Origin of the sequence: Pyxidicoccus trucidator (assembly GCF_010894435.1) — a bacterium.
Classification (GTDB): domain Bacteria; phylum Myxococcota; class Myxococcia; order Myxococcales; family Myxococcaceae; genus Myxococcus; species Myxococcus trucidator.
Genome location: NZ_JAAIXZ010000010.1, coordinates 245,143 through 260,647 on the forward strand (window position 1 = coordinate 245,143; position 15,505 = coordinate 260,647).

Consider the following 15,505-nt stretch of genomic DNA (forward strand, 5'->3'; position numbering starts at 1 on the left):
GGGTGGGGCGGAGGTGTGCGTGCCTACCTGAGGCGTCGCGAAGGCTGGAGCAGGACAGGCAGGCGTGCGCCGCTGGTTTCACGCGGAGCGGTTGTTTCCGTCCTGCGCCGTGGCCTCGGAGTACGGGAGCAAGGAAAGAAGCGAGCGGCAAGGCGGGGCACGGGGCTCCCGGACGCGAAGCCGTCTAGACTGCGGGAAGCATGGCCGAAAAGCTTGGAGCGATCCTGGTCCGCAAGGGCCTCATCACGCAGGCGCAGCTCGACGAGGCCCTCAAGGCCCAGCTCATCTACGGTGGGCGGCTGGGCACCAACCTCGTCGAGCTGGACATCCTCGACATCGACACGCTGGCCATGGCGTTGGGGGAGCAGTCGCGCTACCCCGTCGCCCAGGACGCGGACTTCGACGCGGTGACGGATGCGACGCTGGCGTTGCTGCCGGCCGCGCTGGCGGAGAAACACCTCGCCTTCCCCCTGGGCCAGGAGGGCCGGCGGCTCAAGGTGGCGATGGTGAACCCGCTGGAGCTCCGGGACACGGATGCGCTCGGCTTCGCCACCGGCCTGCGCATCGTCCCGTATGTCGCGCCCGAGCTGCGGCTGTTCCGGTACCAGGCGAAGCGCTACGGCCTCAAGAAGGAGTCACGGTTCGTCCAGCTGTCCGCGGCGAAGCGCCAGCCGAAGGCCGCGGGCACCGCGGGGGCAGCGAGCGCACCGGCGGCGGCCACCGTGGCACTGCCCCCAGCGCCCGTGCGTCCCGACCCGGGTGCGGAGGGAATGTTCGGCGGGCTGGCCCCGGGCCAGTACCTGAGCGACGACTCGGATGTGGAAGAGGTCGACTCGGGCACGGCGCAGCCTGTGAGCTCCGCGCCGCCTCCCGCGCCGCCTCGGCTCGTTGCGCAGGACCCGACGCGAAGCGCGCAGGAAGCCGGGAGCGTGCGCTCCGGCCCGCCGCCCCGGCTTACTCCGGCGGAGCTGCCACGTGTGGCCGTGCCGCCCCGGCTCGCGCCGGAGCTCGAGCAGGTGGAGGAGCTCGACGTCCTGGATGAGGAGGATGTGGAGGAGGGCGAGGTCCTGGAGGAGATGCCCGTGGTCGCGGGCGTCGATTCCGGACCGCCGATGCTGGAGGCCGTGGGCGCCGTGAGCGCGCCTTCACCGGAGCCCCTGCACGCAGCGCAGGGCTCGCGTCCCGCGTCGCCGCCCCGGCTCACCCCGAGGGAGGTGCCGCGCGTGGCGGTGCCTCCGCAGCTCGCGCAGCCCGAGGGGGCTCGGGCCATGCCTCCGCAGCTCGCGCCGGAGCCTCAGGCCGCGCCGCCCCGGCTCTCCGCGTCGGTAGCGCAGCCTTCCGCCGAGGTGCCCGTTCCCGCGGGGAGCCCTCAGCCTCCTGGCCTGGTGGCACGTCAGGCTGGAGCACCGGGCGCGATGCCGCCGCAGCCTCCGGGGATGAATCGTGTCCCTCCGGCTCCGGGCCTGTCCGCGAGTCCGATGCCTCCGCACGCGGCTCGGCCCATGCCTCCGCCGGGTGGGCCCGTGGGGACGGATGGGCAGGTGGGGCCTCCGGCTTCCATGCCGCCGGGGATGGTGGCGAAACCCGCCTCGGGTGGACGGCCTCCGTCGGTGACGGGATTGCCGGCGGTGCCCGGGCCTCAGGGACCTGTTCCTCCGGGGATGGCACGTCCGCCTTCGCCGCCTCCGGGGCCTGCGCAACAGCAGCCCATGCCTCCGCAGGGCGCGGCGCCGCGTCCTCCTGGAGCGCCCCAGCCTCCGATGATGGCGAGGCCCACGCCCCCGCCAGGGATGGCGGCGCCGCAGCCTCCAGGGATGGCGCCCAGGGGCATGGCGCCGGGCGGAGCGATGCCCGCGCAGGGTGCGGGGCCCGTTCCTCCGCAGCCTCATCCGAACATGCCCATGGGGCCACCGCCTGGGGCGATGCCTGCGCAGGGCGCGGGGCCTGTGCCTCCGCAGTCCGGGGCGCATCCCTTCGTGGCGCCTCCACCCGGTGCGCGGCCTCCGCAGGGCGCGGGACCCATGGGGCCTCCACCCGCGAACATGCCCATGCCGCCTCCTCCGGGGATGGTGGCACAGGGCGCCCGTCCCCCCTCGATGCCGGGTGCGCCGATGCCGCCGGGGATGCCCGCGCAGGCGAGGCCCCCGCCGCCAGGGATGATGCCCGGCGCGCCCATGCCTCCGGGCGGCCCCATGGGCGCGCACCCGGGAATGCCTCCGCGACAGGGGCCGCCTCCAGGCGCTCCGATTCCTCCCGCGACTGCCCGTGGCCCGGGCATGCCTCCGGGGATGCAGGGGCCGGGCCTGCCGATGGCCGGTCCGCCCATGCCGGGCCGTCCTCCTCAGCCGCCTCCCAACATGGGAGCGCCGCAGCAGGGAGGGATGGCTCCTCCCGCGCCGCCTCGGCAGGGAGAGGCTCCGCAGAATCGCATGGCGGGTCCTCCGGGCCTGCCCGTGTCGACGCACCCGGGGATGTCTCAGGTCCCGCCAGGGATGTCGCCCGCGGCGCCTCGGAATGCGGGGCCTGCTCCGGTTCCGCCATCGGCTCCGGCTGCGAACCCGAGGGCTTCCGCTCCGGAGACGCAGGAGCCGTCTGGCGCGCACTTCGCCGACTCCGTTCCTCCCCATGTTCCCGAGGCCGTCGCGACGCCCGCAAGTTCCACGGGTGACGAGGCTTCGGACCTGTCGGGAGCTACGCGCGCGGAGGTGCCTGCCTCGACGGAGGAGGAGGTTGCTCCGGAGCAGCTGCTCACGACCGAGCCCCTCCTCGACGAGTCCGGCGCGGTTGCCATGGCGGGTGTCGGAAGCTCGGACGCCGCGCTCGGGGCGTCCGAGGTCGCGGCCCAGGCTGAGGAGGAAGCATCGGCCCATCCGGCCACGGAGCCGTCGTCGGTGAGCAGCACGCTGACGGCATCCGCCGACGTTGTGCCCGCGACGACTCGGATGTCGATGGTCGGCGCGGAAGTAGCGTCACCGTCGGCCGCCGTCGAGGTGACCACGGCGTACGGCATCGCCCTGTCCGCGGAGGACCTCACTGACGAGGTCGAGGAGCTGCTCGACGTCGCGAGTCTGCCCGTGTCGCCCGACGTGCATGCCGAGTCGAGCACTCCGGTCGAGGCCGGGGCTCCAGCCGTCGCGCCAGTCCCGGATGCAGCCGGACTCACTGCGGCCCAGGTCGCAGTCTCACCGTCGCTCGACATGAACCTCGAGGCTGACGGCCCGGTGTCCGTCCCCGACGCGGCCACACCGCCCGATGCGGTTACGCACGCGGGGATGGAGCAGGGTGAAGCGCGCGCCGGCTCTCGCGACACAGCGGAGGAGGGGCCTGCCTTCACGGACACTGTGCCCGCGCCGCCTTCGGTCGACGCTGCTCCGACTCTGGTCGGCATGGACGCGGAGGCCGCGAAGCCCGAACCGACTCCGGCCCACGACTCCGAGCCTGCCGCCACGGTCCACGCCCACGCGGAGACCGAGCCGACTGCGGCGGAACTGCTCCCGGTCGATGCTGCCGTCGCGCACGCCGTCTCGGCTCACGCTGACGTGGAGCCTGTGGCCCCCGGGACGAGTACTGCGACCCACGAGGCTCCTGCCGCGGCTGAAGGTGCGGCCACGACGCGCTCCCACGCGGAGCCCGATGCGCTCGGTTCGAGCGTCGCGTCTCCTGCCTCCGCCTCTGCCGAACCCGCCGCCACGACCCACGCCCACGTGGAGCCTGTAGCCCCTGGTACGAGCACCGAGCAGCACGCGGACTCTCGTGCCGCCGAGCCCGTCGCCACGGCCCACGCAGTCCACGCTCCTGCCGTCTCGGCCGGCGCCGACACTGGGCCCGGCGTCACGGCCCATTCGGGCACCGAGCACGGCGTCCCGGCCCATTCGGACACCGAGCCCGGTGTCCTGGCCCGTGCGGACACCGAGCCCACCAATACGGCCCACGCGCCTGCCGTCCCGGCCAGTGCCGATGCTGAGCCCGCTGTCACTGCCCGCGCCGACACCTCGCCCGACATCACGGCCAGCACCGACATCGAGCCCGCTGCGGCCCGCGCTGACATCGCGCCTGGCGTCACGGCCCGCGCTGACACTGAGGACGCCGCTGCGGCCCGCGCTGACACCTCGCCCGATGTCACGGCCCGCGCTGACACTGAGGACGCCGCTGCGGCCCGCGCTGACACGGAGCCCGCCAACACGGCTCATGCAGCCCCCGAGCCCGTCGTCGCGGCTGGTGCGGATGCAGAGCCCGCCGCCACCGAGCCCGTCGCCACGCCCCGTGCCGACACCGAGCCCGCCGTAGCGGCCAGCGCCGACACAGCGCCCGTCGCCACGCCCCGTGCCGACACCGAGCCTGCCGTCACGCCCCGCGCCGATACCGAACTCGCCGCGCCGGCCCACGCATCCCCCGGGCCCGTCATCACGGCCAACGACAACGCCGAGCCCGAGGCTCCGGCCAGCCCGATGTCGGCCAGCACTGTTTCCGAGGCACCCGCCGACTCCTCCACTCCGGAAGTCGCGCCCGCGCGGGTGCAGCCCGCTCCGCGAGCCCCCATCGAGCTCGACGACGTTCCGGCCTCGTCCGGTGAGACGATGGAGCTCGCGTCGACGTGGGAGTTCGTGGGCTGGCAGGGCGGCGAGGGCAATGGAACCATCGGCCACACGCCCGAGACGACCTGGGCGGACCGCGCCGTGGACCTCGACGGCCCGGCCATCTCCGCCGTGCCGGAGGCGCCTCCGGCGACCGAGCTCCCACTGGCCTCGGCCTGGGACTTCATCCAGCAGCCCTGGCAGCCCCCGGCGGGCGAGCCCTCCGAGGTGCTCACCTCCCTCCTGGCCGCGGCCAGCGCCTCCACCGAGACCTCGTCGTCGGGGCCCGCGGTCACCGCGGAGCAGGTGCTCGCGGCGCTGGACGGCGTGGGGACGCAGGGCACGCTCGGCAAGGTGCTGCTCGCGTACTGCGCGGGGCGCTTCCGACGAGCCTTCCTCCTCGGCGAGAGCTTCGGCCTCGCGCGGGTGGGGCACGCCTGGGGCCCCGGTAGCGACAGCCCCGCCGTCTCCGCCCTCAAGGTGGATCTGGAAGCCCCGTCGCTGCTCACCGCCGCGATGGCCGGCACCGGCCCGAGCCTCTTCAACAGCCCGGGTTGCGCCCAGGACGAGGCCATCTTCTCCGCGCTCGGTGAAGCCTCCTCGCGATTGCTGGTCGTCGCGCTTCGGAGCCGGGGCCGTCCTGTCGCCTTCGTCGTGGCGGACCCTGGTGCGGAGCCCGTCGACACCTCACTCCTCGACGACTTCACCCGAGTCATCGACAAGGCGTCGGAGGCCTACGACCGACTCCCCACGCACCGGGGCGCCTGACCGATTCTCCTCGAGCCGAAGCCGGCCCCCTCGATGACGAGCGCGGAAGGAACCGTCATTCCGCTCTCGTCCGTCGACTGGCGCTCACCCTCCCGAGGCCAGGTCGACGCGGAAGGAACCGTCATTCCGCGCCTTCCGTCGGTGGCGGGAACCGGTGACGCGAGGGGAGGGGAGAAACGCGGAAGGGCCCCGGAGCGATGTGCTCCGGAGCCCTCCTCACTTCATGCGCGGTGCGCGAGGCTCAGCTGCAGCCGCTGGTGGCGCCGCAGTTGCTGCACTTGTAGCAGGCGCCGCTGCGCACCATGATCGCACCGCAGGTGTGGCACGGCGGAGCGTCCGCCTGGTTGAGCCACGTGGCGCGCAGCCCCGACACCTGCGGCGGCGGAGCCACCACCTCGGCGGGCAGGGCCTGCTGCGCGGGGGCCACCGCTGGCGAGGCCAGCACCGCGTCCTCCGTCTCGTCCTCCTTCGGCAGGAACTTCAGCTCCAGCCACCGGAAGATGTAGTCCGTAATCGACTTGGCGATGGGGATGGCCGGGTTGCCCGTGAAGCCGCTCGGCTCGAAGCGGGTGTGGCTGAGCTTGTCCACCAGCACCTTCATCGGCACGCCGTACTGGAGCGCCAGGGACACGCTGGTGGCGAAGCTGTCCATCAGCCCGCTCACCACCGAGCCCTCCTTCGCCATGACGATGAACAGCTCGCCCGGCGTCCCGTCCTCGTACATGCCCACCGTCAGGTAGCCCTCGTGGCCACCGATGGAGAACTTGTGCGTGATCGACCGGCGCTCGTCCGGCAGGCGCCGCCGCACCGCGCGGGGCTCCGGCTTCACGGCCGGCTGCTGCGCCACGGGCTCGGCCACCTTCGCCTTCGTCTCCTTCACCGCGTCCTTCGACGTGTTGAGCGGCTGCGTCCGCTTGCACCCGTCGCGGTACACGGCAATCGCCTTGAGGCCGCGCTTCCACGCCTCCAGGTACGCCTTCTCGATGTCCTCCACCGTGGCGTTGGACGGCATGTTCACCGTCTTGGAGATGGCGCCCGAGAGGAACGGCTGGCATGCCTCCATCATCTGGATGTGCCCCATCCAGCCGATGCTGCGCTGGCCGCGCGCGGGCTTGAAGGCGCAGTCGAACACCGGCAGGTGCTCGGGCTTCAGGTGCGGGGCGCCCTCAATCGTCTCCTGCTTGTCCAGGTAGCTGATGATGTCCTGCGCCTGCGTCTGGGGGTAGCCCATCTTCTCCAGCGCCAGCGGCACCGTCTGGTTGACGATCTTCAGCATGCCGCCGCCCACCAGCTTCTTGTACTTGATGAGCGCGATGTCCGGCTCGATGCCGGTGGTGTCGCAGTCCATCATGAAGCCGATGGTCCCCGTGGGGGCCAGCACCGTCACCTGGCTGTTGCGGAAGCCGTGCTCCTCACCGAGCGCCAGCGCCGCGTCCCAGGACTCCTTCTGCGCCGCGTACAGCTCCTCGCTCACGCCCTCCGGAGCGATGTTGTACGCCGCCTTGCGGTGCTTGCGGATGACGCCCAGCATGGGCTCCGCGTTCTTCGCGTAGCCCGCGAACGCGCCCTGCTTCTCCGCCATGCGCGCGCTCATCGCGTACGCCTCGCCGCACATCAGCGACGTAATCGCCCCCGCGTAGTTGCGGCCGGCGGGCGAGTCATACGGCAGGCCCGTGGCCATCAGCAGCGCGCCCAGGTTCGCGTAGCCCAGGCCCAGCGGACGGAAGTCGTGGCTGTTCTTCTCGATTCGCTCGGTGGGGTAGCGCGAGTAGCCGACGATGATTTCCTGCGCCATCAGCATGATGTCGACGGCGTGCTTGAAGGCCGTGACGTCGAACTCGCCGTCGATGGTGCGGAAGTGCATCAGGTTCAGCGACGACAGGTTGCAGGCCGAGTCGTCCAGGAACATGTACTCCGAGCACGGGTTGGACGCGTTGATGCGCGCCGTGCCCGAGCACGTGTGCCAGCCGTTCACCGTGCTGTCGAACTGCATGCCCGGGTCGCCGCTCAGGTGCGCGGCCTCCGCGATTTCGCGGAACAAGTCCCGAGCCCGGTGGGTGTCCATGGGCCGGCCGTCGCGGACGCTCTTCGTCGTCCACGCGCCGTCGTTGACCACGGCCTTCATGAAGTCGTCGGTGACGCGCACCGAGTTGTTCGAGTTCTGGAAGAACACCGACGAGTACGCCTCGCCGTTGAACGACGGGTCATACCCCGCGTCGATGAGCGCCCAGGCCTTCTTCTCCTCGGCGGACTTGCAGCGGATGAACTCGAGGATGTCCGGGTGGTCCGCGTTGAGGATGACCATCTTCGCGGCGCGGCGCGTCTTGCCGCCGCTCTTGATGACACCGGCGAAGGCGTCGAAGCCCTTCATGAAGGACACCGGGCCGGACGCGGTGCCGCCGCCCGCCAGCAGCTCCTTGCTGCCGCGGATGGAGGACAGGTTGCTGCCCGTGCCGCTGCCGTACTTGAAGAGCATGCCCTCCGTGCGGGCCAGCGTGAGGATGGAGTCCATCGAGTCCTCCACGCTGTTGATGAAGCACGCGGAGCACTGCGGCTGCGCCTCCACGCCCACGTTGAACCAGACGGGCGAGTTGAACGACGCCTTCTGCCGCAGCAGCAGGTGCGTCAGCTCCGCGTGGAACGACTCGCGGTCCGTCTCCGTGGCGAAGTAGCCGCCCTGCACGCCCCACTGGGTGAGGGTGTCCACCACGCGCGCCACCAGCTTGCGCACGCTCGTCTCGCGCTCCGGCGTGCCCGGCGTGCCCCGGAAGTACTTCGACGCCACGACGTTCGTCGCCAGCATCGACCAGGACTTCGGCACCTCGATGTTCTTCTGCTCGAAGACGGCCTTGCCGTCCTCTCCGGTGATGCTGGCGCTGCGGTACTCCCAGGCCAGCTCATCCGCGGGGTCCACCCCCGGAGTGGTGAAGAAGCGCTCCACGGTCAATCCCGTAGCCGCCGCGCGCCCCTTTCGCCCGTTGCGTCGCTCCTTCCCGTTCACTGACGGCTTCGGGCTCAGCTCCTTGTCCATCTCGCCACCTCCGCGGGGTTCACTGAGTGTCAGAATGCAAAATTTTGCAAAACGCCAAGGCCGCGAGATCCCTCAGGATCTGGAGATCGCCCGCGAACAGCTGCGGGGGGACTCCAGCCGGGACTCGGGAAGCGTTTCGAGGGGCGCAACCGCGCCGGAAGCTGTCTTGGAGAGTGCCCGCCTGCCTGCCGGGCGAGCGGATAGATACGATCTCCGTGGCAACTCCGTCAAGAAACCGCATCCACCATGTATAGTGCTAGGCATTGTCACACCCACTATCAATGGTGTCTTGGTCTTGAAGATGACGGGTGCTACGGCTGGCTGCATGCTTGTAGCGGCACGCGGCGGGGACCGACGATCTAGAGCCAGTCCGTGGCGGTAGCAACAGATGCTTTGCAGTGCCAGAGGCCATATGGCGAGTCATGTATGGTCACTCCCGGGCAAGCAGCCGTGATCACTGGAAGACGTTTGCTGGGAGTCTGTGCACGGATCCTACGGGAGACCAGTGGCCCGGCCAGAAAGCGGAGCCCGGGTCCGCTGCCGGGCGGTCCGGTGGTGAACGCGGGCGTCGATTTCACGTGTCCGTCGCGTTAGGAGGCGGACATGCCTCCTCCGTTCAAGCGCCACGTCTTCGTCTGCACCAACCGCCGCCCGGAAGGGAACCCCAAGGGGTGCTGCGCCAGCAAGGGCGCGGAGGAGGTGCGCGCCGCCTTCAAGGACGAGCTCGACAAGCGCGGGCTCAAGGGTGGCATGCGCGCCAACGCCGCCGGGTGCCTGGACACGTGCGCCTTCGGCGTCTCCGTCGTCGTCTACCCGGAGGGCACCTGGTACGGCGGCGTGAAGGTGGAGGACGTGCCGGAGATCGTGGAGCAGCACCTCATCAACGGCCGCCCCGTGGAGCGGCTGATGATGCCCTTCACCCGCAAGGAGAAGTCGGAGGGCTGACGCCCCGGGCGCGCCAGACGCCGCGCTTCACGGGATTAACCCGAAATAATCGGTGCGTGACTCCTTCTGCGTGAACCCGCAGAGAGGCCGCGCGGAGACGGACAGGTGCAGGGCCCCGGGACACGCTCGTCCCGGGCCGCTGTCCTGCTGTCCTCCATCGCGGCGAGGAGCACACGCATGCGTCGCAGCAGGTGGGCCTGGGGCCTTGTCGCCACCGCTTTGTCCGTTGCTGGTTGCAGTCCGGAAGCCTCCGCGCCCGAGTCTGGTGAGGAGTCGCAGCTCACGGCGTCGCTCGCCGCGGCCTGGTCCGTCGGCGTCTACTACCCGGTGGGCACGCAGGTGACCTACGGCGGGCGCCTCTATGAGTGCCGTCAGGCCCACACCTCGCAGGCGGACTGGACGCCCGTGGCGGTGGCCGCGCTGTGGCTGGACCTGGGCGCCTCCGGTGGCGGCACCGACGCGGGCACGGGCAACCCGGACGCGGGAAGCGGGAGCGACGCGGGCACGGGCGGCGACGTCATCGCGCCCACCGCGAACCTCACGGCGAGCGCCACGCGCTTCACCGCCGCCGGCACGCTGAACCTCAACGCCACCGCCACGGACAACGTGGGCGTGACGAAGGTGGAGATTCTGGAGAACGGCGCGGTGGTGGCCACGAGCGGGCAGTACAGCCGCTCCTTCTCGAGCTGGAACCAGAACGGCTCGTACGTCTACGCGGTGCGCGCCTACGACGCCGCGGGGAACGTGGGCACGAAGACGGTGACAGTCGCGGTGGAGCTGCCCGGTCAGCCTCCGGGCGGCGGCAAGCGCATCATCGGGTACTTCACCGCGTGGGGCATCTACGGCCGCAACTACCACGTGTCGAACGTGCCGGCCGCGAAGCTCACGCACATCAACTACGCCTTCTCCAACGTCTCCGCGGATGGGAAGTGCATCCTCGGGGACTCGTACGCGGACATCGACAAGGGCGGTGGCTACCCCGGCGAGTGGGACCCCGGGCAGCTTCGCGGCAACTTCCGCGCCTTCAAGGAGCTGAAGCGGACGAACCCGCAGCTCAAGCTGCTCATCTCCGTGGGCGGCTGGTCCTGGTCCACGCACTTTTCGCGCGTGGCGGCCACCACGGCCACCCGCTCGGCGTTCGTGAAGTCCTGCGTGGACCTCTACATCCGGGGGCAGTTCCCCGGCGTCGACCCGGTCCACGGCACGGGCGTGTTCGACGGCATCGACATCGACTGGGAGTACCCCGTCGGCGGCGGCCTGCCGGGCAACTCCAACAGCCCCGCGGACAAGCAGAACTACACGCTGCTGATGCAGGAGTTCCGCAGCCAGCTCAACGCCGTCACCGCGCAGACGGGCAAGGCGTACCTGCTCACCATCGCCTCGGGCGCGTCGCCGGACCTGCTCGCCAACAAGCAGGAGACGAAGAAGCTGTCTGACGTGCTCGATTGGATCAACGTGATGAGCTACGACTACCACGGTGCCTTCGAGAGCACCGTGAACTTCCACTCGTCGCTGAACCGCGTCACCGGAGACCCCGGAGCCGCTGACGGGTTCTACAGCGACGGGACGGTGGCGAAGATGCTGGAGCTGGGCGTGCCCGCGTCCAAGATTGTCCTCGGCGTGCCGTTCTACGGCCGTGGGTGGGGCAGCGTGCCCAACGTGAACAACGGCCTCTTCCAGAGCGGCGTCCCCACGAAGGGCACGTGGGATGACGGCTCCTCGGGGCTGACGGGCGTGTTCGACTACAAGGACATCAAGGTCAACTACGAGCGCGCGGGCTCCGGGTACACGAAGTTCTTCCACCCGGAGAGCAAGCAGGCCTACGTGTACAGCCCCTCGTCGCGGGTGTGGATTGCGTATGACGACGCGCAGAGCATGGGCGCCAAGTCGGACTACATCCTGAGCAAGGGCCTGGGCGGCGCGATGTTCTGGGAGCTGAGCGGCGACGACGGCACCCTGGTCGACGCGCTCTACCAGAAGCTGCACTGAGAGCGGCGCATTCCCGTATCACCAGACGCACGTGGGTCCGTGAAGGCAGACACGCACGGACCCATGCGGTGGCGCTCGCACCGCGCGGAGCTTCTGTCCTCGCGGTGCAGGCGCTAGGGTTCATCGCATGTCCTTGGCGGCGGCCGTCGTGTCACGGCGCATGCTCGCGAGCGTGCTGCTGGTACTGCTCGCGGGCGCCGCGAGGGCCTCCGCGCCGTGGCGGACCGTGGCCCGCGTCGCCACCGCCGAGGACGCGGCCCTCCTGGAGCGCGTGCGCGGGCAGAGCAGTGATTTGCCCGTGCTGCTGGTGGCGGAGTCGGGGGCTCCGCTCGATGGCGCACCTGCTTCACGCTGGCGCGCGGCGGAGCAACTCGCGAAGCGCCACGAGGCCCGCGCCGTCCTCTGGTTCCTTCGTGAGGGGCCTGACGTGCGCGTCCAGGTCGCCGAGCCCGCGAGCAGGCACCTCTTCGTTCGCTCCGCCCGGTTGGATGGAAGGCCCGGCTCGCTGGAGTGGTCCGCTGGCGCCGAGGCCCTGGCGCTCGCCGTCCGCTCCGCGCTGCGGGCGGTGGATGCGGGCCAGCCTCTCGGCGAGGTGGTGGAGACGTCCGGGGGCTCTGCTCCGGCAGGTGCCGTGGAAGCGGGCAGGCCCCTGCCACCGCACACCGCCGAGGCCCCGGTGAAAGACGTGGACGGGGGGATGAACTCGTCCTCTGTGTCCGCGCCCGCCCCCGAGCGGATCTCGGAAGCCTCGTCTCCGGCCGCGTCTTCAGGAGACCGCTGGATGCTGGCTGTGGGCGCGCAAGCGGCGCTCGACGGGTACACCCAGGGGGGCCACCAGGGCTTGCTGCTCGGGGCCGGGTGGGAGGGCCGCTCACTGCGGCTGGGGCTCCAGTTCCTCGCGGGGCGGCCGGCCCGGCTGCGGGATGAGTACACCCGCGTGTCGCTGGGCCAGTACGCCGCCACGCTGTGGGCGGACCTGCTCCTCGTGTCCACCGGACCCCTGGAGTGCTCCGCCGGGCTCGGAGTCGGGGCGGTGGCCTTCTCCCGCGGCACGGAGGCGCTCACGCCAGAAGTCGAGGCCGAGCCTTCGAGTTCCATGCTCGCGCTGCTCCTGGGGCCACGACTCTCCGCCCGCTGGAGCCCCGCCACCCGGTTCGCCCTCGAGGCGAGCCTCTCCGCCGAGCTGCTCCTGGGACGGCCGGCGCTGGGATACGCAATCGATGGGAACTTCGTGCCTCGCGGTGATGGATGGGCCGTCCGCCCCCGGCTGGGGTTGGCGATGGTGTTTTTTCTGTGAGCCCGATGACCCGATTTCGACCCCGGTGCTCTCCATGTCGGAAATGAGGAGCTCGGGCTCACATGTCACCGTTGCCCCCCGCGAGGCAGAGGACCCCCGCATCCAGGCGGCCATCCAGGGCCGGCGCGAGGCGACCGAGTCCCTGTTGATGGAGTTGCTGCCCCGCGTGCGCAACCTGGTGCGCTATCTGGTGCGGGGTGACGCGGACGTGGACGACATCGCCCAGGAAGGGCTCATCGCCTTGATGCGAGGGCTTCCTGGCTATCGGAGCGAGGGCCGGTTCAACGCGTGGGCGGACCGCGTGGTGGTGCGTGCGACGTTCGCCTGGCTGAAGCGAGCGAGAGGCCGCGAGGCCCGGCACGCTGATGGGCCGATGGAGCTGGTCGCGGTGCCGTCCGAGGACGCCCAGCCGGACGAGTATGTCCACCGGCGCCACATGGTGACGCTGCTGGACAAGCTGTCGACGGAGCAGCGACATGCGCTGGTGCTGCACCATGTGCTGGAGCTGAGCGTGCCGGAGATCTCCACGGAGCTTGGCATTCCGTTCGAGACCGTGCGCAGCCGGCTCCGACTGGGGCGCGCGGCGCTTCGTGCGCTGGCCGCCGCGGGGGAGGGGGAGGGATGAGTCGGTCGAGAGAAGAGGGGGATGAGTCGGTGGATGACCTGTTCGCGCCGCTCGATGGCGAGGCGGGGCCGGCGCGTCGCATCTCCCGGCAGAAGTCGGCCGCGCTGGTGCTGGCCGCGCTGGAGGCGGGGACTCCCGAGACGCCGCCCCGGCCGCGTGTGGGGGGAAAGCTGCCCCCGGTGTGGTTGATGGCGGGCGCGGTCCTGTTCGCTGGCGCCGCGGCGGCGACCGCCTGGAGCCTCGCGCGTCCTGCGAGTACCGAAGAGCCCCAGGTGACGACGTCCATTCCTGAGACGCCACGGGCCGAGCGCGACAGTGCGCCGGGGGTTGGCTCCGAGCCGACCGAGGACTCCGCACGGCCCGTGGAGGCCGAGCCACCCGTCCCCGCGCAGGCCGTGGGCTCCGCGCCGCCTGCCTCCGCTCCGCCGCGTGTCGCGAGGCCACCGGCTCCGGCTCCCTCGGAGGCCTCGCCGCGCGACGACGCCGCGCCTGTCGTCCGCCAACCCCGGCCGGAGGCACCCGCGCGGATTCCTCCCGACGCCGAGCCGGAGGACCTGTTGCGGAAGGCCAATGAGCTCCGGGCCGTGGGCCGGTGGAAGGAGGCGGAGGCGCTCTACCTGCACGTCATCCGCGCGCAGCCCTCGTCCCTGGCGTCGTATGTCGCGCGGGTCGCCTCGGGTTCGCTCCGGCTGGAGCACCTGGGGAATGCGCGCGGTGCGCTCCGCCAGTTCCAGGAGGCACTGCGCATCCAGCCACATGGAGTGCTCGGTCAGGAGGCCCGCCACGGCATCGCGGAGGCCTGGCGCGCGCTCGGTGACAGGGAGGCCGAGGCGCGGGCGCTGGAGGAGTTTCTCGCCATCCACCCCGACTCGCCGCTCGGCACCACGGCGAGGACCCGGCTGGGGGAACTCTCCGGCCCATGACACGGCAGCGTGGCGGCGTTGCTCGCACGTCATCCCGACTCGCCGCCTGGCGCCAGGGTGAGGCTCCGGCTGGGGGAGCTCTCCGGCCCATGAGGCCTGGGACGCGACACTGGGGGCCCTGGCTGCTGCTGGCGGGAGTCCTCACCACCGGCTGTACCCGCGGCGACCTCGTGGCCACGCTTCACTCGCGGGATGCGGGCTCGTCGGACGCGGGGGAGGACGTGCCGCCGGTGGACGGGGGCCTGGCCGACAGCGGACTTCCTCCCGATGACTGGACCGCGTACTGCGCCGGGCAGGGACCGCTCATCGTCCTGGGTGACGCCGACGGAGGGACACGCACGTGCAGCGGACGCCTCGCCGAGCAGACCTTCCGTCAGGCGCTGTGTACCTGCGAAGGGCTCGCGCTCAGTGCCGCCATGGAGACCGATGCCTTCCGTGGCTCGCAGGGGCCGTACTCGCCGGGAGGGCAGGGCGGTGACGTCGGGGTGAATGGCGGCCTCTCCGTCAATGACTCGGTCTCCGTGGGAGGCACGCTGCGCGTGGGTGGTGCCGGCGGCATCCAGGTCGGACGGACGCTCGAGGTGGCCGGAGGGCTCGCCAGCAGCGGGCCGCTCACCGGGAGCAGCGGCTCCTCATCCGTCATGGGGGATGCCCGTGTGCGCGGTGACGTGTCACTCGCCTCCCTCACCGTCGGCGGCATCCTCACCGTGCCACCGGAGTTCACCCCAGGCCCCGCGCAGGCAGCGGAGGTGCGCCGCGAGCCCGTGGACGCCGTCACTCCCTGTGCCTGTGAGGCCGCGTCCCAGGTCGACGTCGCCGCGCTCATCGACCACCACGCTCGGGACAACGACAACGCGGCCATCGGCCTCGACGCGGCGGCGCTGGAAGACCTCCCCGGCGAGCGCACGCTGGAGCTGCCATGCGGGCGCTTCCTCCTCAGCCGCATCACCGGAGTCGGCCCGGCCACGCTCACCATTCGCGCCCGTACCGCGCTCTTCATCCAGGACGGAGCCGACCTGGATGAGGGCCTCACGGTGGACGTCCAGCCTCCGGGTGAGCTGGACCTGTTCATCGGCGGCCGTGTCTCGGTGGCGGGGCCGCTCGTGCTGGGCTCCACGTCCATGCCCTCGCGAGTCCGCGTGTACTTGACGCGTTCGAGCGTGCTCTCCGTCTCCGCTGGCAGCACGCTCGCCGGCAACCTCTACGCTCCGGGTGCGCAGCTGAGCCTGAGCGGCAACGCGGACGTGTTCGGCTCTGTCTTCGTCCGGCACCTCGAGGCCGCCGCGCCCCTTCGGCTTCACTACGACGCCGACGTGCTCGACGCGGGCGCCGGGTGCCCGGGGGAATGACGCC

The 15,505-nt window shown here is 71.2% G+C and carries 8 protein-coding genes; 7 read left to right on the plus strand and 1 reads right to left on the minus strand.

Annotation, left to right across the window (positions count from 1 at the left end; genetic code table 11):
• Positions 1–200 precede the first annotated feature (200 nt).
• Positions 201–5,342 carry a GspE/PulE/PilB domain-containing protein gene (locus tag G4D85_RS50375; protein ID WP_164016924.1) on the plus strand — a complete coding sequence of 1,714 codons (5,142 nt, stop codon included), beginning with the start codon at positions 201–203 and terminating at the stop codon, positions 5,340–5,342.
• Between the two features lie 241 nt (positions 5,343–5,583).
• Here the strand turns inward: G4D85_RS50375 and G4D85_RS27240 are convergent, their stop codons facing one another.
• Positions 5,584–8,373: a vitamin B12-dependent ribonucleotide reductase gene (locus G4D85_RS27240; RefSeq protein WP_164016925.1), complete on the minus strand. Its 2,790-nt coding sequence runs from the start codon at positions 8,371–8,373 to the stop codon at positions 5,584–5,586.
• Positions 8,374–8,976: 603 nt separating this feature from the next.
• On the opposite strand from G4D85_RS27240, the gene G4D85_RS27245 reads away from it, so the two are divergent.
• The 6 genes from G4D85_RS27245 (at position 8,977) to G4D85_RS27270 (ending at position 15,501) form a co-directional block, all read left to right on the plus strand.
• Positions 8,977–9,318: a (2Fe-2S) ferredoxin domain-containing protein gene (locus G4D85_RS27245; protein WP_164016926.1), complete on the plus strand. Its 342-nt coding sequence runs from the start codon at positions 8,977–8,979 to the stop codon at positions 9,316–9,318.
• Positions 9,319–9,495: 177 nt separating this feature from the next.
• A complete protein-coding gene (locus G4D85_RS27250) occupies positions 9,496–11,307 on the plus strand; it encodes a glycosyl hydrolase family 18 protein (protein WP_164016927.1) in 1,812 nt (603 codons plus the stop codon).
• A 127-nt stretch (positions 11,308–11,434) separates the two neighbouring features.
• The gene (locus G4D85_RS27255) at positions 11,435–12,604 is read left to right on the plus strand and encodes a hypothetical protein (RefSeq protein WP_205525729.1); all 1,170 of its coding nucleotides are present in this window, start codon (positions 11,435–11,437) and stop codon (positions 12,602–12,604) included.
• A gap of 34 nt (positions 12,605–12,638) precedes the next feature.
• The gene (locus G4D85_RS27260) at positions 12,639–13,229 is read left to right on the plus strand and encodes an RNA polymerase sigma factor (protein ID WP_420821727.1); all 591 of its coding nucleotides are present in this window, start codon (positions 12,639–12,641) and stop codon (positions 13,227–13,229) included.
• On the plus strand, positions 13,226–14,152 hold the full coding sequence (locus G4D85_RS27265) for a tetratricopeptide repeat protein (RefSeq protein ID WP_164016928.1): 927 nt from the start codon (positions 13,226–13,228) through the stop codon (positions 14,150–14,152). The genes G4D85_RS27260 and G4D85_RS27265 overlap by 4 nt, the downstream gene beginning before the upstream one ends.
• Before the next feature lie 89 nt (positions 14,153–14,241).
• Positions 14,242–15,501 (plus strand): DUF7305 domain-containing protein, encoded by a 1,260-nt coding sequence (locus G4D85_RS27270; RefSeq protein ID WP_164016929.1) that lies wholly within the window; start codon positions 14,242–14,244, stop codon positions 15,499–15,501.
• Positions 15,502–15,505: the final 4 nt, after the last annotated feature.